This window comes from Flavobacterium sp. PL12 (assembly GCF_039123485.1).
Taxonomy (GTDB): Bacteria; Bacteroidota; Bacteroidia; order Flavobacteriales; family Flavobacteriaceae; genus Flavobacterium; species Flavobacterium weaverense.
The window spans coordinates 26,982-48,250 of sequence record NZ_JBANDI010000019.1 but is presented as its reverse complement, the minus strand read 5'-3'; the positions used below and the strand labels follow the sequence as shown (position 1 = coordinate 48,250).

The 21,269-nt window shown below is 31.2% G+C and carries 13 protein-coding genes and 1 other RNA gene; 8 read left to right on the top strand and 6 right to left on the bottom strand.

The genetic code is table 11. The features are described 5' to 3' along the window. Positions 1-76: 76 nt before the first annotated feature. The 5 genes from RCH19_RS10035 to RCH19_RS10015 form a co-directional block, all read right to left on the bottom strand. A complete protein-coding gene (locus RCH19_RS10035) occupies positions 77-2,113 on the bottom strand; it encodes a cytochrome c biogenesis protein CcdA (protein WP_343023106.1) in 2,037 nt (678 codons plus the stop codon). Then, complete coding sequence (gene tilS / locus RCH19_RS10030) at positions 2,113-3,423, bottom strand: tRNA lysidine(34) synthetase TilS (protein WP_343023105.1); 1,311 nt, start codon at positions 3,421-3,423, stop codon at positions 2,113-2,115. Before tilS ends, RCH19_RS10035 begins: the two co-directional genes overlap by 1 nt. Positions 3,424-3,675: 252 nt before the next feature. After that, complete coding sequence (locus RCH19_RS10025) at positions 3,676-4,965, bottom strand: anthranilate synthase component I family protein (RefSeq protein WP_343023104.1); 1,290 nt, start codon at positions 4,963-4,965, stop codon at positions 3,676-3,678. A 138-nt stretch (positions 4,966-5,103) separates the two neighbouring features. Further along, positions 5,104-6,102, bottom strand: a complete 999-nt coding sequence (locus RCH19_RS10020; protein ID WP_343023103.1) for an LLM class flavin-dependent oxidoreductase — start codon at positions 6,100-6,102, stop codon at positions 5,104-5,106. 277 nt (positions 6,103-6,379) lie between these two features. Next, complete coding sequence (locus RCH19_RS10015) at positions 6,380-7,582, bottom strand: NAD(P)-dependent oxidoreductase (protein ID WP_343023102.1); 1,203 nt, start codon at positions 7,580-7,582, stop codon at positions 6,380-6,382. Positions 7,583-7,830: 248 nt separating this feature from the next. Between RCH19_RS10015 and RCH19_RS10010 the strand changes: the two genes are divergently transcribed. Next, positions 7,831-9,030 (top strand): serine hydrolase domain-containing protein, encoded by a 1,200-nt coding sequence (locus RCH19_RS10010; protein WP_343023101.1) that lies wholly within the window; start codon positions 7,831-7,833, stop codon positions 9,028-9,030. Between the two features lie 95 nt (positions 9,031-9,125). Further along, positions 9,126-9,522, top strand: a transfer-messenger RNA (tmRNA) gene (ssrA, locus tag RCH19_RS10005). A 66-nt stretch (positions 9,523-9,588) separates the two neighbouring features. Here ssrA and RCH19_RS10000 read toward each other — a convergent pair. Next, positions 9,589-12,468, bottom strand: a complete 2,880-nt coding sequence (locus RCH19_RS10000) for a DNA methyltransferase (RefSeq protein ID WP_343023100.1) — start codon at positions 12,466-12,468, stop codon at positions 9,589-9,591. A gap of 459 nt (positions 12,469-12,927) precedes the next feature. Between RCH19_RS10000 and RCH19_RS09995 the strand changes: the two genes are divergently transcribed. The 6 genes from RCH19_RS09995 (at position 12,928) to RCH19_RS09970 (ending at position 21,121) form a co-directional block, all read left to right on the top strand. Then, positions 12,928-14,124 (top strand): hypothetical protein, encoded by a 1,197-nt coding sequence (locus RCH19_RS09995; RefSeq protein WP_343023099.1) that lies wholly within the window; start codon positions 12,928-12,930, stop codon positions 14,122-14,124. A gap of 5 nt (positions 14,125-14,129) precedes the next feature. After that, positions 14,130-14,702, top strand: a complete 573-nt coding sequence (locus tag RCH19_RS09990) for a hypothetical protein (protein ID WP_343023098.1) — start codon at positions 14,130-14,132, stop codon at positions 14,700-14,702. Further along, positions 14,686-18,384, top strand: coding sequence for an ATP-binding protein (locus RCH19_RS09985; RefSeq protein ID WP_343023097.1), 3,699 nt, complete (start codon positions 14,686-14,688; stop codon positions 18,382-18,384). The genes RCH19_RS09990 and RCH19_RS09985 overlap by 17 nt, the downstream gene beginning before the upstream one ends. Then, a complete protein-coding gene (locus RCH19_RS09980; protein WP_343023096.1) occupies positions 18,384-19,244 on the top strand; it encodes a hypothetical protein in 861 nt (286 codons plus the stop codon). The genes RCH19_RS09985 and RCH19_RS09980 overlap by 1 nt, the downstream gene beginning before the upstream one ends. Before the next feature lie 753 nt (positions 19,245-19,997). Further along, a complete protein-coding gene (locus RCH19_RS09975; protein WP_343023095.1) occupies positions 19,998-20,576 on the top strand; it encodes a hypothetical protein in 579 nt (192 codons plus the stop codon). A gap of 23 nt (positions 20,577-20,599) precedes the next feature. Next, positions 20,600-21,121, top strand: coding sequence for a PRC-barrel domain-containing protein (locus RCH19_RS09970; protein ID WP_343023094.1), 522 nt, complete (start codon positions 20,600-20,602; stop codon positions 21,119-21,121). Positions 21,122-21,269: the final 148 nt, after the last annotated feature.

Below are 21,269 nucleotides of genomic sequence, written 5' to 3'. Positions count from 1 at the left end.
AAAATATAAATAAAATATAACTTTGGCTTATAAATACGCAGTTGTATTTACAATTCTTAGTGTATAAAAAAAAGGCCTATTCGGCCTTTTTAAAACGATCAATTCCTTCTCTTAACCATCCTTTATAAGATTCAATGTTTGAATTGTAGCTCTCTGGTTTATCAGAAAGCATATTACCATCCGTATCTAATATTATATAATAGGGTTGCGCATTGGCTTTAAATTTAGTGATTTGGAAATCACTCCATTTATTTCCTATACTTGTAATTTCTTTACCAGTTTCTTTAGAAACGTATTGTTCGTTTTTAGGTAAATCTTTTTTATCATCTACATATAACGAAATCAAAACTACCTCACCTTGTAAGATCTTAAGAATTTCAGTATCAGACCAAACGTAATCTTCCATTTTTCTACAGTTCACACAAGCAAAACCTGTAAAGTCAAGTAAGATCGGTTTGTTAATCGATTTTGCGTAAGCAACTCCTTTATCGTAATCGTCAAAAGCAACTAAGTCGTGAGGTCCTAAATGTGCTCCTTCTGGCAGCACTTGAGCTGTTGCAGCTGAACCTCCTTTTGAACCTCCCACTCCATAAGGACTTTCACTATAAGTCATTGGTGGTGGAAAACCTGAAATCACTTTTAATGGTGCTCCCCAAAGTCCTGGAATTAAATAAATAGTAAATGCTAAAACCACTAATCCAAATGATAATCTTCCTACAGATATATGTGGCATCGGACTATCGTGTGGCAATGTAATTTTTCCAAATAAATAGAACGCTAATGTTCCGAAAATCGCAATCCAAATCGCTAGAAAAACTTCTCTTTCTAAGAAATGCAATTGTAAAACTAAATCAGCATTCGATAAAAATTTGAAAGCTAAAGCTAATTCTAAAAATCCTAAAACTACTTTAACTGTATTCAACCATCCACCTGATTTAGGTAATGAGTTTAACCAACCTGGGAACATTGCAAATAACATAAATGGTAAGGCTAGAGCCAATGAGAATCCAAACATACCTACAATAGGTGCAATTCCACCTTTGGAAGCTGCTTCAACTAATAGTGTTCCTACAATAGGTCCTGTACATGAAAAAGATACAATTGCTAAAGCTAAAGCCATGAATAGAATTCCTATTATTCCTCCTCTATCTGCTTGACTATCTACTTTATTCGCCCATGAATTAGGCAACATAATTTCAAATGCGCCTAAGAACGAAGCAGCAAACGTTACTAAAATTATAAAGAAAATAACATTGAACCATACATTAGTAGACAACGCATTCAAAGCGTCAGCACCAAAAATCCAAGTTACTACAAGTCCTAAAATAAGATAAATCCCTATTATTGAAATTCCGTAAATAATGGCGTTACGAATTCCTTTCGCTTTTGTTTTACTTTGTTTTGTAAAAAAACTAACAGTCATAGGAATCATTGGGAACACGCAAGGTGTAAGCAATGCGGCAAATCCTGAAAGAAAAGCGATAAAGAAAATAGACCATAGTCCTTTCTTTTCTGATTTTTTATCATCCAAAACTGGAACTTTTTCAGTTGTCACTGCTGAAGCAGTTGTCACTTCTGAACCTTGAGCAACTGTATCAACTACTGCAGTATCTGGTGGAACTACAGTTGTAATATCTGCTGGAACAACTACAATACTTTTTGCAGAAGCAGGAATTTTAAAAGTGAAATTTTTCTCTACGTTGATGCAAACCTCTTTACAAACTTGGTAATTAAAATCGACTTTAATTTCAGTCAAATTTGGATTCGTGATCGAAATCTCTTGTCTCACTTGTCCTTTCTTTTCAAAGAACTTTTCATTGACTTCGAATATATCATTATAAGCAGTTCTAGTTTTGCTTTCCACCGCCTTTCCAACTAAATTAAAATTCCCTTTTTGATTTTTAAAAGTGATTTCTAAAGGAAGTGGCCCACCATCTGGAGTAGTTTGAGAGTATAAATGCCAATCGTTTTCTATAACCGTATCAAATATCAAAACGTAATTAGTATCCGATTTTTTTTCGATTTTCGTAGTCCATTTTGCAGGATCTAAAATCTGTGCATTTACATTGGCAAAAGCCAAAAAAGCAATAAGTAAAAATAATATTTTCTTCATTAGTCCAATTCTATTTTAATTATATTCTTAGTTGTATTTTTAATTTTAAACCGTTCATCCTGACGTAAACCAATTACCCAAACAATGTTGTCATTTGAACATAAAAGCCAAGTTTTTTCCTTTTCCAACAAGGATAATTTTTCATCCTTGAAAAATTTACTTAATTTTTTTGACTTACCATCCATTCCAAAAGGTTGAAATTGATCACCTTCATTCCACCGTCGTAATACAAGTGGATAATCCAATATATCTGAATCGACAAATATAGTTTTATTTGAAACGATAGTCCTCTCAGCTGCTGGCGAAAAAGTCATATTTAAGGGAACATTAACTACTTTCTGGTCTGCGGTGATCAAAAACTCTTCTTTTTTATTTACGTAATCGAAAGGACTTAAGATTAAAGTTTCGCGATCTTTTAACAATCTATATTCTGGTGCGTATACAAATTTCCCTGACTGACTGTTAACCAAGTCATAGATATCTTCCCAGGCTGAAAATCCAAATTCATTCAGCCATTGATATAAATAAGACTTATAATTTGGAAGTTTTAATAGCTTTTTTAAATCAAAAGTTATTTTATCATCCTCTTGACTAGCCACTTGTTGATACACCATTATCGTCGCATCTTCAACCATGTCCTTTGCATCTTGCAAATACGATTGTGTTGTGATAAACGAAGATAGAAAATTAGGATTTAGTTCTTTTAACATCGGAACAAGATGGTGCCTAATTTTATTCCGAAGGTATTTATCTGAAGAATTGCTGCTATCTTCACGCCATTGTATCTTGTGCAATTCAGCATAATCTTCCAATTCTTTCTGGCTAAACGCCAATAGTGGACGAACTACTTTCTCATTTTGTTCCGGTATCCCCGTTAATCCATCTAAGCCCGTTCCACGTGATAAATTTATCAAAAAAGTCTCCAAATTATCATCCGCATGATGCGCTGTCAAAATATAATCGTAATCTTCTGTTTCTGCCAATTCATAAAACCAATTGTAACGCAATTCCCGCGCTGCAACTTGCGTAGAAACTTTGTAATCCTCTGCGAAAGCAGTTGTATCAAATTGAGTTATAAATACTGGTATGTCATTTTCAGTAGCGTAATCTTTAACAAAATTTTGATCACTAAAACTATCTACACCACGCAATTGAAAATTGCAATGTGCAATAGCGATTTCGTAATCTAATTGCTGAAATAAGGAAAGCATAACCATACTGTCAATACCGCCACTTGTGGCAAGCAATAGTTTTTTACCAGTTAAAAACTGAAAATTATGACTCAAATGATTTTGGAATTTTTGTAACATTTTCAAATTTAATTGATTTTAATTGAAACTATGAATTATAAATGTAATCGCAACAATTAATCTTTTTTAAACCATTAAGGAAATTAAGTTTAGTTAAGTTTTAATGCCTAAAAAAAATGTGATTTTTACTTTCAGTAATTGTAAAAAAAATCACACTATGTATTTCTATTTCTACAGAGATTCGTGGAATAATAAGACAACACTATTTGTGTTAATTCGTGCAATTCGTGTCTAATTTTCAAAGTATTTCATTTATCCTAACAAGACTTCTCGCATTGCTTTTGCTTTAAGCAAACACTCTTCATACTCTTTTTCTGGAACAGATTGCGATGTAATAGCACTACCCACAGAAAACGAAACATATTTTTTTTCTTGATTATATAAAATACTACGAATAACTACGTTAAAATCGAAATCACCATTTGGCGTAAAATAACCTACGGCACCGCTGTACAATCCACGTTTAGTTTCTTCCAGCTCTTCAATAATTTTCATAGCCTCAATCTTCGGAGCGCCAGTCATACTTCCCATTGGAAAAGTAGTTTTGATCACATCAACTGCAGCGTACTGCGCATCCAACTTAGAAGTTATAGTAGTAATCATTTGGTGTACTTGCAAAAAGGAATAAATACCACACAACTCTGTAACCTTTACGCTTCCTTTTTGTGCTGTTTTTGATAAATCGTTACGTACAAGATCAGTAATCATGATATTTTCAGAACGTTCTTTAGGATCTGAAATTAAGTCATTTTTAGATTTTTCATCTTCGATCGAATCTGAGTACCGTTTTGATGTTCCCTTTATGGGCTGCGAAATTATACTTTCTCCTTCTTTTCTTAAATAACGCTCTGGCGTGGCAGAAAGTAAAAAATGTTTATTGTTCTTAAAAAAAACAGCAAATGGCGGTTTTGATATTTCGTTAAGCTTTAAGAACTTTTCGGTAGGATTAATACATGCATTTTCAGCAAAAAACTCCATACAGAAGTTAGCTTCATAAATATCTCCTCGATGAATGTGTTCTAAAACTTTTGAAACCTTGGTAAGATAATCTTCTTTGGCAATTCGTTGCTGAATAAGAAGTTTTTCATCCAATACTTCTTGGAAATCATCACCCGAACATATTTCTTCAAAATCCTCCTCGACCTCATCGTCACAAAAATTAAGATATTGAATTTCGACATCATTACCCTTTAAAAAAAAGAGTTTCTTAGGTTGGAAGAAAAATAAATCGGGAAAATCTAATCCGTCATAATTTTTAGAAACTAAAACTTCAGTATTGTTTTTTAAATCATACGACAGATAACCAAAAAGCCAATCTTTGGTAATTTGTTGGTACTGTTTTAAATCATCAAAAGCGTTGTTAAAATCTGTTTTAATCGAGGTAAAAGCATCAACTGCAATTATACAATCGTAGCTTGAATATTCTTGAGGATAATCATTGCTATCTAAATAAATGATTTCGCGAAATTGCTGTGACCAAGTCAATAACTGTTTCTTAAACAGTTTTGAATTACCGATCGATTTATGTATTGAGGTTCTCAAAAATAATTATGTTTAAAATTCAAAATTACGATAAAAATCAAACCTTAGATTACTGATTCGATCAAAAAAATATAATTAGAATGCGATTCTGTTTAGAAGACAAGTAATAACATACAAATATTTTATTCCGATTTCTAATTATAATGAATCAATAACCTCTTTCATTAGCTGAACACTTTTCAACTTCAAATCGTGGTCATAAAGTGGGCTCGTCATCATCAATTCGTCCACTTTAGTATAGTCTATAAATTGTCTCAGCTCTGCTTCTACCTTGCTTTTACTACCGATAAACGAACAAGCAGTCATTTGCTTTACATGAAAATGTTCTTCTTCTGACATAATTCCGTCCAAAGAATTAACAGGCGGTTGCAAAGGTTTCCTATCATTGCGAATTAAATTTAGAAACATCATTGTCAAACTAGTCGAAAGGATTTCTGCTTCCTCATCTGTATCTGCTACGACAGCGTTTACACAGGCCATTGTTTTCGGTTTATCTAAATACTTTGAAGGTTCAAAATTGTCGCGATAAAATTGGAAAGCTTGGTACATTTGTTTCGGTGCAAAGTGACCAGCAAAAGCATACGGTAACCCATTGGCTGCAGCCAAAGCCGCACTATCCATACTCGAACCTAAAATCCAAATAGGAACATTCGTCCCTTCAGCAGGAAACGCTCTCACATTTGCAGCAGCATTATCTGCAGAGAAAAAATCTTGTAAAGTAGCAACATTTTGCGGAAAACGTTGCGATTGCTCGTAAAAATCTTTCCTAATTGCTTGTGCCGTCAATCCGTCAGTCCCAGGTGCTCGTCCTAAGCCTAAGTCAATACGATTAGGATATAAAATCTCAAGTGTCCCAAATTGTTCCGCTACAATTAGTGGCGCGTGATTAGGTAACATAATACCACCAGAACCAACGCGAATAGTTTTAGTCTGACTGGCAATGTAACCAATAAGAACAACGGTCGCGGTACTAGCCACATGAGCCATATTATGGTGTTCAGCTAACCAAAATCTTTTATAACCTAAGTTGTCTGCTAATTGTGCCAGCGCTTTAGTTTTTTCAAATGTTTGCTTGGCGTCACTATCTTGGGTAATTATTGCTAACTCTAAAATCGATATGGGAATATTCTTTTTCATTATCATTTCTTATTTGGTGCAAAATTACGCTTTTAGAATCAGCCTTGAAATTAAGTGGTGTTAAGAGATTTGTAATGTTTGTGTATACAAATGAGATCTTTTGCATTCATAAAAAAACTCGGTGAATTCCGCAAGTCAATTCCTTTCAAACTCAAGTTAGTGAATTCCTTCTAAAACAAACGTAATTAATGTTTTGATGCTTGAAACCTTCTAGAATAAGCATAAAAAAACCTGCAATTATAAAGTGCAGGTTTAGTTTTTGTGTTATAAAAGTAATTTATTTACCATCTACATAATCTTGTAAATAGCTAAATCTTTCAGTCAATTTTCCTTTTTCAGTAATTTTGGCTCTATTTAGAATTCCATCTTTATCATCGTTAAAAAAGGCGGGGATTACATGCTCTAAAAACATTTCCCCAAATCCTTCACTGGCATCTTTAGGCAATTCACAAGGCAAATTATCTACTGCCATAACAACAATTGCTGCAGGATGAAAAACGTCAACTTCTATATTCTCTTCCGGCAAATATCCATATAAAGGTTCTGCAATAGTCGAAGACCTCAACGTACATGCAATGGGACCGTTCACATCACATGAAACGTCAGCAACGACTTTTATTTTACAGTCATTTGCTTTAAGCATTTCTCTTGTAAGTATAACGGGAGCATCATTACCATAAAAATGGCCGGTAATATAAATATCAGTTACTTTAGTAAACTTCTCAAAATCCGAGTCATATTCCTTTGGGTTTTGATAAAAATCAGTAAAGTCTAAAACCTGACCATCTTTGCGCTTATTATATTCTAAAACGTCAATTTGAGTATAGACAGCTTGGGTATAATTCTTAGTTAAATAATTTTCAACAGAAACTTCTTTAATTTTAATGGCATCTAAAACTTCTTTAGCTCCATTACCAACTTTTCCAGTACCTGTAATTACAAATTTTAAAGGTGGTAGCACAATTCGCTTTAAATGACTTATCAGAGCTTCTTTACCAGCTAATGTTTCCGCTTTTGGCAATTTAAACAATTCAAATTTGATTCCGAATGCGCGAATACCGTTATAAGCTCCCACAATACCTGCATATCGCCCGAAACCTATTAGTCTGCGGTTATCAGCGTCAACGATTGTTTCATAGTCATATAAATCAATGTTTTTCTCTAAAACAGCTTTTAATAAATTTCTATTATACGGCTGTTTTTTTATTGTATGTGAAAAGAAGAAATAGGATTTATTAGCAATTAAATTTTCTATTGGAACCTCTTTTACACCAAATAAAATATCGCAATCACTAACATCGTCAACCACGTCAATACCTAAATTTATATATTGAGCATCTTCAAATATTCTAATATCTGAAGTTTCTACTTTCACACTAACTTGTTGGTATTTCTGCTTTAAAAGTGTTAATTCGTTTGGAGAAAATATAACTCTTCTATCGGGTGGATTTTTTCTTTCTTTAATAATTCCAAATTTCATGGTATCAAGGGCTTTAAAATTAATGTAATATAACTTTATAGTATTCGTTTGTTACAAATATAACATTATATACTAAACACTATTTATTTTCTAAATAAAATTGATGGATTGCAATCTATTACCCGCTGACTGACAAAATGATACAGAAAAACCGTAACAAATCTACTGATAAAATAGTGTTAAGGTTTAAAAAAACAATGAATCAAAAGGCATTGATTCTATATATTTGCTTTTCTAGCACTACAAAAATGAATTTCATAAAAAAAACAAATATACTACATATATCGCTCCTCTTTTTAGTTTTTAGTTCTTGCGCACAAGACAAAAAGAAAGTTGAATTGAGTGATAGCGAACTTCCAAAGAGTACAATGCCTAAAATGAGGCCTTTAGGAAAATCACAGAATAAACTAACGGCAGATTACATTGAAGCAAAAAAACAGGAAATTGATTCTTTTTACAAAAAAAATTGGCCTAATAATAGCGCAAATGGAGGTTTTTTAGTCGCAAAAGACGGACAGATTATTTATGAGAAATATGAAGGATTCTCTAATTTTAGAGCTAAAACTTTAATTACCAAGTCAACTCCAATACATGTTGCGTCAGTAGGTAAAGTGATTACAGCTACGGCGATTCTAAAATTAATTAACGCTAAAAAAATAGAATTAGATCAGAAAGTCAATACCATTTTAAAAGATTTTCCTTATCCTGAAGTTACTATAAAAACATTACTGAATCATAGAAGTGGAATGCGTAACTACGCCTATTTTACAGACCGTGATAAAACAGTTTGGAATCGACGTGATATTTTAACCAATCAGGATATTTTGAATATCATGGCCACAAAGAATATCGGTCTTGAGTTCAAAACAGATACTCGCTTCAGCTATTGTAATACTAATTATGCTATGCTCGCTTTAGTGATTGAAAAAATTACAAAGCTGCCGTACGAAACAGCAATGAAGCAAATTATTTTTGAGCCTTTAGGAATGAAAAACACGTACGTATTCAATTATAAAAGAGATAAAGACACCGCTGTTACCTCATATAAAGCGAATAAAGTGGAAATAGGCACAGATTATTTAGATGCGGTTTATGGAGATAAGAACATCTATTCTACGCCTAGAGATTTGTTGAAATTTGATAGAGCTAGAAACAGCCCTAACTTTTTAACACCGGAGTTGAATGCGATGGTGTACACTCCCTATAGTAATGAACGAAAAGGAACCAAAAATTACGGACTTGGTATTCGAATGGTAAACTGGGAAACAGGACAAAATTTCTACTTCCATAACGGATGGTGGCATGGAAATACGTCATCTTATATAACGTTGCCAAAGGAAGGTGTCACTATTATCGCTCTTTCGAATAAATTCACAAGAAAAACGTATGACATTAGAAAATTAGCGCCATTGTTTGGCGATTATCCTTTCAAATTAAAAGACGAATAAAAAAGGAATGGTTTTTGAACTACTGATTATTAATTAGATTTTAAATGCTTATATTTGCACACTCAAAATTTGCATTTCAGTTTTGAAATAAAAAAGGGGTCGACTGGTTTTGACAGCAAGTCGAATTGATTAGTAAGCACGTCGAGCATTGAGACCTTGCTCGTAAATCTAAGATCTTAACATTTTACACGGCGAAAATAACTACGCTTTAGCTGCATAATCCGAATTATAGTACGATTAAGCCACGTTCCTATCAGATAGGAAAGCTGGATTCTCCTTGAAAGCCTTGGTTTGTGGCGGTCAATTTAGGGGAACCGTAAAAATAAACCTAGATTTCCATGAGCTTCGGGTGGATTTCGAAATTAAGAAGATAAGTAGCGTGTGGCTGTTTCTGGCCTAGCACACTATCGAAAATTCAATCAGGAAATAAACGTGTAGAAAGCTTTTTAGTTGCTTGTTTGGACCCGAGTTCGATTCTCGGCGACTCCACAAAAAAACCCTGTAATCAATTGATTTACAGGGTTTTTTATTAGTTGAAAATTAAAGTAGTTCCTTTGTTTATTTCTTTTTGTTTTTCTTCTCCTTCACAAATAACCCAGCCGTATATTTCTCATACAACTCAAACAAAAACTCCATACGTTTGGCTTCACTTGTAAAAGCTTGTTTGCTGTAAGCTGCATCAACGGCTTTGTCTAACTCATTATGTGCTTTAACTAAAGCCGGTGGCATCGTTAACGGACTGTATAAATCTGCCAAGGAACTGCTAGGAAAACTAGCTCTCACATCTAAAACATTCTGAGCTTTCTCTTCAATAATTTTTATTTGATTTTCTGTTGGATTTTCTGGCCAAGGATAGTTGTTATAAACAATACTTGAAGAATATCTGTAATCACTTTTAAGTCTCCCACATACGAACTTAACCCATGCCATGTGCATGATAGAAGTTAATATTCCAAAATGAAATAGACTTGCATTAGGAATTATATAAAGTTGATTCGAAGCTATTACATTAGGATTTAAAAAACCGATTGGAATGTATTTTCTATTTTCTGAAGAAACTGTTGGAAAGGCTAAATAATTACTTTTTGGTTGTCTTATTTCTGCAAAAATTGTTGGGGTTTCAGCAAGTCTTTTTGTTGTGATTCTATCACTATTTGATCTCCAATACTTAACTGCATTAATTTTTTCTATTATTAAAGAATTCTTTTTTAAATCATTGGGCATACTATCTAATAACCACAAACAATATCTTTTTTCAGAATGCAATAATTCTCTTCCACCAATAAACGGTCTTATTAATTTTTCAGAGTCGCTATTAATTTTAATAATATTTTGTTTTTCATCTTCTGACAATGTATAATTTCCATTATCTAAAGCAAAACTCCCGTAATTTATTTCGGGAACATTACATATAGAATTTCTTCTACTGGTTATAAATATGTCTTTCCCTTCAACTAAATAAGGGTTAATATTTTTAACTTTTATCTCATGTGGTTCTGCTTTAATATTTTCATATTCATATAATCTTTTAAGAGAAACATCAAAATTTGCAAAACCAATTATCACACAATGGACCGCAGCATTACCTTTGGCTTCATTTCTCCAAGAAAATGTTTGATGAGCAAAATGGATTTTAACTTTATAATAATTGAATAATAAATTCCACAAAATATTAACTTGCTCTCCTTGTGAAATTGAATTTGTAGAAACAAAGGCAACCTTTGTATTAGTGTTTTGAATTAACTGAGCAGCTTTTACATACCAGCAAGCAACATAGTCCATAACTCCTGAACCTTTTATTCCTTTAAAAATAATTTCGACATCGCTTTTTTGACAACTATTTTGTTCTTTTTTACCAATAAAAGGAGGATTCCCGATGATGTAATCATATTTACTTAAATTACTACTAGATGTAGGATTTTGATTTATAGGATTAATGTGTACTTTTTTGGAATAAATATTCAAAACCTCATAGTTTTCTTTTATCTCATTAACTTCAAAAATATTAGTCACATCTGCACTTATATCCATTGTCCTTTTGTCATCTAGACTATTCCAATCTACTCTTAAAGCATTCCCATGCACAATTTTAGCCGATTTTTTCAAAGGTAAACGAGCGAAATATTGCCCAAACTCATTACTAATTAGCATGTTCATTTGGTGATCAATTAACCACATCGCTACTTCGGCAATACGTGCAGGGAATTCTTCGTATTCAATACCATACATCATGTCAACATCCAACCAAATAATGTCGCTAATATCCAATACTCCTTGTCCTGATTTGTAAGTGGCTCGTAAAACTTCCAGTTCTAATAAGCGTAATTCTCGATATGTGATGACTAAAAAGTTTCCGCAACCACAGGCAGGATCTAAGAATTTTAGCTTGCTTAACTTTTTATGAAATTCTGGTAATTTGTTTTTGTTGCCTTTTATGTTTTCAAATTCTTCCCAAAGTTCATCAAGAAACAAAGGTTTAATTAGTTTTAAAATATTGCTTTCACTAGTGTAATGTGCTCCTAAATTGCGTCTTTCTTTAGGATTCATAACACTTTGAAACATCGAACCAAAAATAGCTGGCGATATTTTGCTCCAATCGATATAACAGCAATCTAGCAAGGCTTTGCGCATTTTACTGTCAAAACTCGCCATTGGTAGAATCTCTTCAAACAATTTACCGTTAACGTAAGGGAAATCGTTTAATTGCTCGTCTAAATTTTTAAAACGTTTGTCTTTTGGAGTATTTAAAACCTGAAATAGTTCTTGCATTTTTGAAGCCAAATCGCTTCCATCTTCTGCAGTCCTATTTTCAATAAAATCTTGTAATTGTTGTTTGTTAAATATGGTAGTGTCTTCGGCAAACAAACAAAACAATAATCGGACTAGATAAACTTCTAGCGGATGTCCTTCATAACCAATTTCTTCTAAACGGTCGTGCAATTTCCCCATTAACTCCGCTGCTTTTATATTAGCGGGATCTTGTTCTTTAAAGGTCTTTTTTTGGTAGCCCAATAAATAGCCAAAACTTTGAACGTTTTGAACTAATTCATCTAAAGTAAATTGTACTGTTGTTTGATCTTCGGTATCATATAATCGGAAAATATGGAAGTCGCAAACCAAGACATACTTTGGTAGTTCATTTTGTTTTAATCCATGCGTATAATCAATGGCTTGTTGAAAAGCTTTGTCAAGATTTTTGCCACGACTTTTCATTTCAACTAAAATAGTACCTTTCCAAAGTAAATCAATATAACCATCAGCATCTGATAGTTTTTTTACTCGATGTTCAAATGTTCCTATTTTTTTGCGAGTAATCCCAAATACGTCAAAAAAAGCATCTAAGAAGGATTTTGCATCGGCTTCCTCGTTAATAGTGTCTTTCCATTCTTTCGAAAATCCAAGTGCTCGGTCTTTTATTTCGTTCCAGCTTAAAGCCATAGTAAATTATGCAATTTGTTAGTGATCAAACCTACCAAATATAAATGATTTTAACACGATTATTTACACGTATATATACCTGATTATTAACAAACTTACAGAAGAAGATTTCAGTTTATTTGCGGGAGGCGTAAAAACTAGTTTATTTAAGATCTCTGCTCTTGCTTTAAATATTCTTTAATTATTTCTCTTTGCTTCTGGTTCTAATTGTTTTTGGCACTAAATTTTTATTAATTAATTTTACTACTTCTATTCTAGTAAATAAAAATTACCCTTAATTAAGTTATTAAAACCAATTTTAACCTTGAAAAACTAATTTTACCTGAAAAACCAATAATAAAATCAGCGGTGCAAACTTAGCAAACACAAGAAGTTTAAAATAAATATTATATTTGATTTAATATATTTTACTGGATTCTCTTATATTACTTCCAAATTAGTATAATAACGAACAAATAGATGGATACATTCAATGACATAAAAGAATTGATTTCTGCTCTGAAAAGAGAAGAGAAATTGATTTCTGAAATGTTTAGCAAAAGAAAATCTATTGATTACAAATACAGTGATGCAGTAGCGCTGGTCGATTATGACGAAAATCGTATTGACTATTTGATACAAAGATCCGTTTTGAGAGAAAATGGTGGATTATTAGAACTTGACGACCAATTTTTAGAATTTTTTGAACAGATTCTAGATGTTAATGAAGAAGTCAACTTGTCCTATATTGATGAAAACATCAGAAATATTAGGGAAAATATTGATTATTTTTTAAACGAAAATAACGAAAACAAAAAATACATTTACCTACGATTTATAAAAAAAACGTTCCGTAAAATGGGAACTGTTACTCTTCGAAGTGTAGTGGATTTGAGAAGAAATATCGAGAACACGTTTAAGAACGAAGCTAATTATAAAAACAAACAGCTAAAGTTAGAAAATCTAGACACGAAAAGAAAAGTTATTGAGAACCTCATAAATCATACCTTAAAACTGATTAATGAAGATGAAATCACCTTTTTTAACAGAGCTTTAGATGAGGAGTTAAATAGAATTATTATTGAGTTAAAACACCAATTGGGAGAGTGTTCTCATAACTTGATTGAAATAGAAAAACAAATTATTGATTACCTCAATCAAATAAAACATCAAGGACTGTTTTTAGAAAAACTCCGCAAATTAAAACATTTAAAAGATCATTTTACAATTGAAGCCGAAACGGACATTAAACAAATAATAGCCTCCAAAAATCAAGTTATTTTTGAAACCAGAATAACTGAACCCCTAAATTTATCCTTAGATTTTCTTCGAGAAAGCGAAAAAGCTTTTGAAGCAATTAAAAAAGTTGCGAAAAATCATAAAAATAGAAAGCAGTACAAACCAATATTAGCCGATAGAATATCGGATGAATACCTTGAAAGTACTATTGAAAATGAAATAATGATCAATTTGGAAGAAATTAGAAATAAATTTGTTGCAACCAGCGATAATCTATTCAACTTTATACTCCTTTATGACTTTCTTAAAGAAGTTGATTTTGAGGAACGAGTAACCCTATTTTGTCAAATTATTTCTCAATACGAAGAAGAATTAGTAATAGAAGATGATTTCAAAAAAACAAATGGCATAGAATACGCCATCGTATATTCAAAATAATATTTATGATTACAAAATATACTTCCGAAATATTTGACGTGCTTCGCCGAGGGCAGTTTATCTGTTCAAACAGCCCAAATGAAAACATTCAAACATTATATAAAATCCTTGATGATCAAGACACCTTTGAAGATTTATACGAGTATTTTTATCAAATCAATTACATTCTAGAGCAAGGAAACGAATATTTTTATTTTAGCCGTGTTGAAAACAATGTTGATTTAGAGAGGAAATTAGAAAAAGCTTTTAATTGGATTGATATTCTAGATTTTTTTAAAACTTTCGATTCTTCGTTTGATGTTGGCTTTCGGTTTTCACCAGCAGATATTGTGAATCAATTAAAAAACAATGCCGACTTAAAAACAAAATTAGAAAGTCTTAAAAAAATAAGTGGTGATCAAAAAAACTATACGGATAGAGTTAAAAAAATAATCGAAAGATTGGAAAAAGAAAATTTCATTACACTTGAAAATGAACTGTCTGAAACCTACAAAGTTTTAACTTCTTTCAATTACCTAAAAGACATCATTACTACTATTAATATCCCTGAAGCAATAGAAAATGAGATACCTGAATAAAATAGTTTTTATAAATAGTGCCTCAATTCTATATAAGGAAATTGAATTAGATGGAAACACGCATTTAATCGGTACACAAGGTGTTGGCAAAAGTACTTTGCTTCGCGCCATTTTGTTTTTTTACAATGCTAATAAAACGAAATTGGGTATTCCAAGAGAGAAAAAAGGTTTTGATGATTATTATTTTGAATATCAAAACTCTTATATTATTTATGAAGTTGTTAAAGATAATGTTCCGTTTTGTGTTTTAGCCTACAAAGTAAACGGCAAGGTTGCTTTTCGATTTTTCAATTCCAAATACAAAAGAGAAAATTTTGTTGATACAGACAACAAAGCATTTGAAAATTGGGATAAAATAAGAAACTCTTTTGGGAAACAAATCCATTATACTTCATTGATTACAAGTTATGAAGATTTTCGTAGAATCATTTATGGAGACAATAAAGGATTAAATCCCGATTTCCGAAAATATGCTTTAATCGAAAGTAAACAATATCAAAACATCCCTAGAACAATCCAAAATGTATTGCTTAACTCCAATTTAGAGGCAAAATTCATTAAAGACACCATTATAAACTCTTTGAATGAAGAGGAATTTATTATAGATATTGAAAATTATTCGAAAAGTCATTTGCGCGATTTTGAAACTCAAATTAATGATATTAAAAGATGGTTTGATAAAAACAAAAAAGGTCAAATTATTGTTCGTCATCAAGCAGACCGCATTATCAACAAATACAGCGTTTTCAATTATTTAAATAGAGAAAAAAAGGAATTGGCTTTAAATCTACAGTCTAGAATGGCTTTTATTGAAAGTCAAAAACCAATAGTAGTATCAAGTTTTACAAGTGAAAACAGTTCGCTCCATTTAATTTATAAGAAGAAAGAAAACTTACAAGATCTTCATTTAAAAAGAGAGCAAAAAATAATTTCAGAGATTGATTATATCAAGAAAGAATTAGCGAAAGCAAGTGATAAACAAACAGAATATAGCAATCAAAACATTTCTGATTTAATTCAAAAAGTAGCTCAAAAAAACACTTTGAACAATGAACAAAAGAAATTGGGTGAAGAAAAAAACATCCTAACCTCTTCCTTTGGGCTCATCAGTCAGAAATATGATGCTTTGATCGCGCAGATTCAAAACCAAAATCAGGAATATACAAATACTCAAAACTCCGAAACCAATAAAATCCAAAGTGACTTTAGTGATGCTAAAACAGCATTAATCAATAGGTATCAATCGTTAATTTCTCAAATTAGGGTTAACAATAAAGACGAAAAAGAAAAGGTTAATAACGAATTAAATACTATCCAAAACGAAGAAAATCGCCTTAAAAACAAAAAAGCAGAACTAAAGCATCAAACCTTTTTTGTAGATGATATTGAGAAGCACAAAGACGAAAAAAAAGTATTAGAAAATCGAATATTACTTTCGGAGTCAATCCTTTTGGATTCAAAAAACAAAACAGATAACATTCGAAAAGAATGGGATTTAGAAACAAATCAAATCGAAAACAGCACTACTATTTCCATTGAAAAGGAAAAAGACAAAAGTGAAAAGATTACTGCAAAAATTGAGGTCATTGAAAACAAGATTAAGCAAAGCAAATCTTCACTTTATGGTTGGTTAAATGATACAATGCCAAATTGGGAAAATACAATAGGAAAAGTAATTGACGAAGACACTGTGCTTTTTAATTCGGACTTAAACCCAAAATTAATTGATAGCAAAGCCAATACGTTTTTCGGCATAGAACTAAATTTAAATGCTTTAAAAAGCAGAATAAAAACAGTAAGGGAATACAATTTTGAAATTGAGGAACATCAAATAAAAGTTGCAGAAATTCATAAAACAATTGATCAAATTAATGCCAATAAAGAGTCAAATTTACTAAAAACAAAAGCTAAATTTCTAAAACAATTAAAAGAGATTAAAGAAACTACTTCAGAAAACGAATACATTAAAATGCAATCGGAAGAAAAGCTCTCGAAAAATAAAATTGAATTGAATGAGTGGATTGAGAAATCTAAAACCGAAAAACAAACGATTTTACAAAACTTGGATCAGGAGTTAGACAAAACAGCGTCTCTGAAAATTAAGACACAAGAACAAATAGAACTCATCAAAAAAGGAATTGATCGAAAAATCACTTTAAAAGAAAAAGAAAGAGATACCGAAACAACAAATTTAAACACGATAAAGAACTTAAAAATTAATGAAATAGCAAATGCTATTTCGATAAACAAAAAAGAGTCAGAAAATCGCATTTTGGAACTCAAAAAACAACAAACGTCTGAACTACAGGACAAAGGCGCCGATACAAAAAGACTTGATGAAATAGCTATTAGATTAACGGAATTAGTGAAATCTCTTGATTTTATTACCAATAATGAACGTGTCGTTTTTGAATACGAGAAAGATAAAAGAGAACTTTTTGATACAATTCCGGAATTGAAAGCCAATAAAATAAGTTTAGAAAAAAAGCAAAATACGTTTGAATCCGAACATAAAATGGAAACAAATAAACTAGACGAAAAACATCGTAATCAAAAAGAAATTGTTGAAAAAATTCAATCAAAAATTACTGAATTTCAAGAAGATGAAAATAAGTTTCTAGAATTTAAGAAATCGGAAACATACACAAGTATTCTACTTTATTTCTCTGATCCAATTAATGAAAGCAAAGACAGTAAAACCGCTATTTCAATTATATCTGAAATAAATGACAAGCACTATAAAGGGATAGAAACCTTCAAAGAATTACAGCAGGCTATAAACACGTTTAATGGAAACTTTGCTGAACATAATATTTTTAGTTTTAAAGTAAAATTAAATGAGGATGCTGACTTTTTAGATTTTGCATCTGGTTTAAAAGAATTTATTGAAGCCGATAAAATAAATGAATTTGAAAAAAGAGTCAATGAACGCTTTGCTAACATTATACGTTTAATTGGTAGAGAAACTACTGAACTCAACTCCAAAGAAGCCGAGATTGAAAAAATTATAAGAAAAATAAATGACGATTTTGTAAACAAAAATTTTGTCCAAGCCATTAAAGAAATGGAAATGAGAACGCAAAAAAGTTCCAATCCAATAGTAAAATTACTCATTCAAATTAAAGAATTTAATGACGAAAATAGTCAACTATTAGGAGAATCCAATTTGTTTACCGGTTCTGATACCAATTCGAAAAATCAAAAAGCGGTAGAATTATTAAAACAATTAGTTAATGAACTGGGGAAATCTAAAAACACTTCGCTTACTTTGTCAGAATCTTTTGATTTGCAATTTAGAATTGTAGAAAACGACAATGATTCGGGTTGGGTAGAAAAATTATCCAACGTAGGAAGTGAAGGAACCGACGTTTTAGTAAAGGCAATGATTAATATTTTACTCCTGAATGTTTTTAAAGAAAGTGCTTCCAAACAATTCAAAGACTTTAAATTGCATTGCATGATGGACGAAATAGGACGACTTCACCCCAATAATGTAAAAGGTATTCTGCGTTTTGCCAATGAAAGAAACATTTTATTAATCAATGGTTCGCCAACAAGTCAAAATGCAACTGATTATAAATACACTTATAAACTGGCGAAAGAGCAATCGAAAACAGAAGCGAAAAAATACATTACAAAAATAAATCGTTTGGTAAAAGTAGATGCAAAAATTCTTAATTAATGGAATTAACTTTAAAAATAGCAAAAATAATAGTACAACTAATCAATGGAGAAACGATTGCCGACAGCGCTGCCAAAAGCAAGTTAATCGACGATTTAGTAAGTGAGAATATTATTTTAAGAAAAGGAAAACATAAAAAACAGTTACAGTTATTAAACGAAAATAATTTACGCATCTATTTAGAAAATCAATTACGAATCAATGATTTGGAGCGTTACATTTTACTTCTAGAAAATAAGAATTCTAGTCGTGCCGAATCTGTAAAAATTACCAGTGATTCTAAAAAATCAAAAGAAAGAGCATTTAAAGGTTTTTTGGTAAACTGTTACAATCCAATTATTGCCGAACTAAATAATCAAGAAGTAACCATCCATCCAACATTGGGTAGTTTTGTCTTTATTTATGATTATGAAACTTTTAAAATACCCGAAGTGATTACAATTATAGGAGTCGAAAATGCTAAAAATTTCAGTCAGATTCAAGATCAAAAACACTTATTTAAAGATTTAAATCCGCTATTCGTATCACGTTATCCACAAAATCAAAACAAAGATTTAATAAAATGGTTGCAATCTATTCCAAACAACTATTTACATTTTGGAGATTTTGATATTGCCGGCATTGGGATTTATTTGAATGAATACAAAAAGCTTTTATCACAAAAGGCGACGTTTTTCGTTCCTGAAAATATTAAAATTGCTTTAAGAAAAAATGGAAATAGAGAACGGTTTAATAATCAAAAACTAAATTTCAAAATAAATACCATTCAGGAAGTAAAAATTTTAAACTTATTGGAAATCATTAATATAGAAAAGAAAGGGTTAGACCAAGAATATTATATTGAGACCGAAACCCAATGATAATAACAAAATTTAAATCAAAAAAATCATTACATTTTCCCTATTTAACAATGTTCTAATCAGTGTACGTCTTTTTTCAAAAAACAGATTAAATAACCGAAGAATAAAGACTTTTACTAAATTAATAACCCTGAAGTCAACTGTTTAAGTTCTATAATCAAGACTCTCAAAAAACGTCAAAACAGGTATTAAATGTTCGATTGTAGTCCCATTCACTCCACAAAAAAGGGATGATTTTAGAATCATCCCTTTATTTTTATATTAGAATTAGTAAATTTTCCTTTGATTTCTGCACAAGTCATTAAATTCCTTTTATTTATCAAACTGGAAATCTCACAGAATTGAAATTTTTTTTAATCCCTCTTAAGTATCCTATTTAGTTTAACCGTTCTTTGAGTTGGCCACAAAGAAACCTTTTCATTTTTAATTCGAATGGAATTGCTTCGCAACCACATACTTCACCTTTCCTTCGTAAATTAAATGAAAAACGAATGCTATTTTGAATCCATTTAAATCAAAACATCTTACAAGGAGTGATAGTTTTTAAAAAAGTAGCAACTTCAAAGCATACTTAAAATGATGTAACAATCATCAAAAATGATGTAACCATCACTTTAACATCAATTCCTACATTTACATTATTGATATGGTTTACTTATAAACTGTAAAAAAATAAATGAATGTCGTCTAATAAACGAACTCAATTAATCTAATTTATTTAAATCTTAACAATTAACCTTTAAATTATTTATTATGACAGAAATTAAAATTGAAAAGAAAAAGTCGATTTTCCCATGGATATTATTGGCACTTGGTATTATAGCTGCAATCTGGTTCCTATTTTTTAGAAATCAAGAAGTAGTAGAACCTATGGAAACGGAAACAACAAGAGAAAACACTCAAGTATCAGAAAGTAATAGCGCAGTTAATGCATACTTAATGTTTATTGAAGATACAGAGGCTGATATGGGTTTAGATCATGAATATACCAATGATGCATTAATGAAACTTACAAATGCAGTTGAAGCTAAGGCGAGTGAAACAAATTTTGACGTTTCAGATAATATTATGAAGGCAAAGCAGATTGCTGAAGAAATTACCAAAGATCCAATGTCTAAAGATCACGCTAATAAAATTAGAAGTGCCGCCGATATCTTAAGCTCGTCAATGCATAATATGCAGAAAGAAAAATTCTCAAATTTAACTGCTGAAGGAAATGCTGTTAAAACTGCTGCTGAATCTATTGACCCAGCGACTTTAACATTAGATCAAAAAGATGCTGTAAAATCGTTTTTTAGAACGTCAGCAGAATTATTAAAGAAAATGAATTAATATAATTACTAAAAATTAATATTATGAAAAACGAAAATAAAGATTTATATTATTTGCACGAATTATCTGATTATAAAGTAGCTGATAATTATGCTGATGTACGTGATTGGCAAGTAGTAGATTCAGATGGAAGATTTATTGGAAAAGTAGATAGTCTACTAGTTAGTAAGCAAGCGGAACGCGTTGTTTACTTAGATGTCGAAGTCGATAGCGCTGTCATTGAAGAAGGTCACGAAACGTATAGCAAACCTACAAGTGAAGGCATACACGAGTTTTTAAATGCAGATGGTGAAAACCATTTAATTATTCCAATTGGTGTTGTAACGCTTGATGAGAGTTTGTCAAAAGTTCATTGCAATGGAATCAGTTATTCTATGTTTGCAAAAACTAAAAGATTCAAAAAAGGAACTGAAATAAATCGCTCTTATGAATTAATGGTTTTACCAAATACGCAAAATGAAATAGGAAATGATGTAGCAAATCAGACAGATAGTTCATTTTATAATCGTCAGGAGTTTTTCCCTCGTAAAATAAATGAAGAATAAATTTCAACAATTCTAGTTTTATAATGAGTTAGAGTAAAATTTTAATTCATCAGTAGTAAAGCCCTTGCAATGATTTGTAAGGGCTTTACTTTTTAAATATTTTATCGTACCTATCGACATTTATGATTTAATGCGAGAATAGAAAACT

Coding starts and splice junctions, on each gene's coding strand:
- RCH19_RS10035 (WP_343023106.1), bottom strand. CDS start 2,113: ATGAAGAAAATATTATTTTTACTTATTGCTTTTTTGGCTTTTGCCAAT.
- tilS (WP_343023105.1), bottom strand. CDS start 3,423: ATGTTACAAAAATTCCAAAATCATTTGAGTCATAATTTTCAGTTTTTA.
- RCH19_RS10020 (WP_343023103.1), bottom strand. CDS start 6,102: ATGAAAAAGAATATTCCCATATCGATTTTAGAGTTAGCAATAATTACC.
- RCH19_RS10015 (WP_343023102.1), bottom strand. CDS start 7,582: ATGAAATTTGGAATTATTAAAGAAAGAAAAAATCCACCCGATAGAAGA.
- RCH19_RS10010 (WP_343023101.1), top strand. CDS start 7,831: ATGAATTTCATAAAAAAAACAAATATACTACATATATCGCTCCTCTTT.
- RCH19_RS10000 (WP_343023100.1), bottom strand. CDS start 12,468: ATGGCTTTAAGCTGGAACGAAATAAAAGACCGAGCACTTGGATTTTCG.
- RCH19_RS09995 (WP_343023099.1), top strand. CDS start 12,928: ATGGATACATTCAATGACATAAAAGAATTGATTTCTGCTCTGAAAAGA.
- RCH19_RS09990 (WP_343023098.1), top strand. CDS start 14,130: ATGATTACAAAATATACTTCCGAAATATTTGACGTGCTTCGCCGAGGG.
- RCH19_RS09985 (WP_343023097.1), top strand. CDS start 14,686: ATGAGATACCTGAATAAAATAGTTTTTATAAATAGTGCCTCAATTCTA.
- RCH19_RS09980 (WP_343023096.1), top strand. CDS start 18,384: ATGGAATTAACTTTAAAAATAGCAAAAATAATAGTACAACTAATCAAT.
- RCH19_RS09975 (WP_343023095.1), top strand. CDS start 19,998: ATGACAGAAATTAAAATTGAAAAGAAAAAGTCGATTTTCCCATGGATA.
- RCH19_RS09970 (WP_343023094.1), top strand. CDS start 20,600: ATGAAAAACGAAAATAAAGATTTATATTATTTGCACGAATTATCTGAT.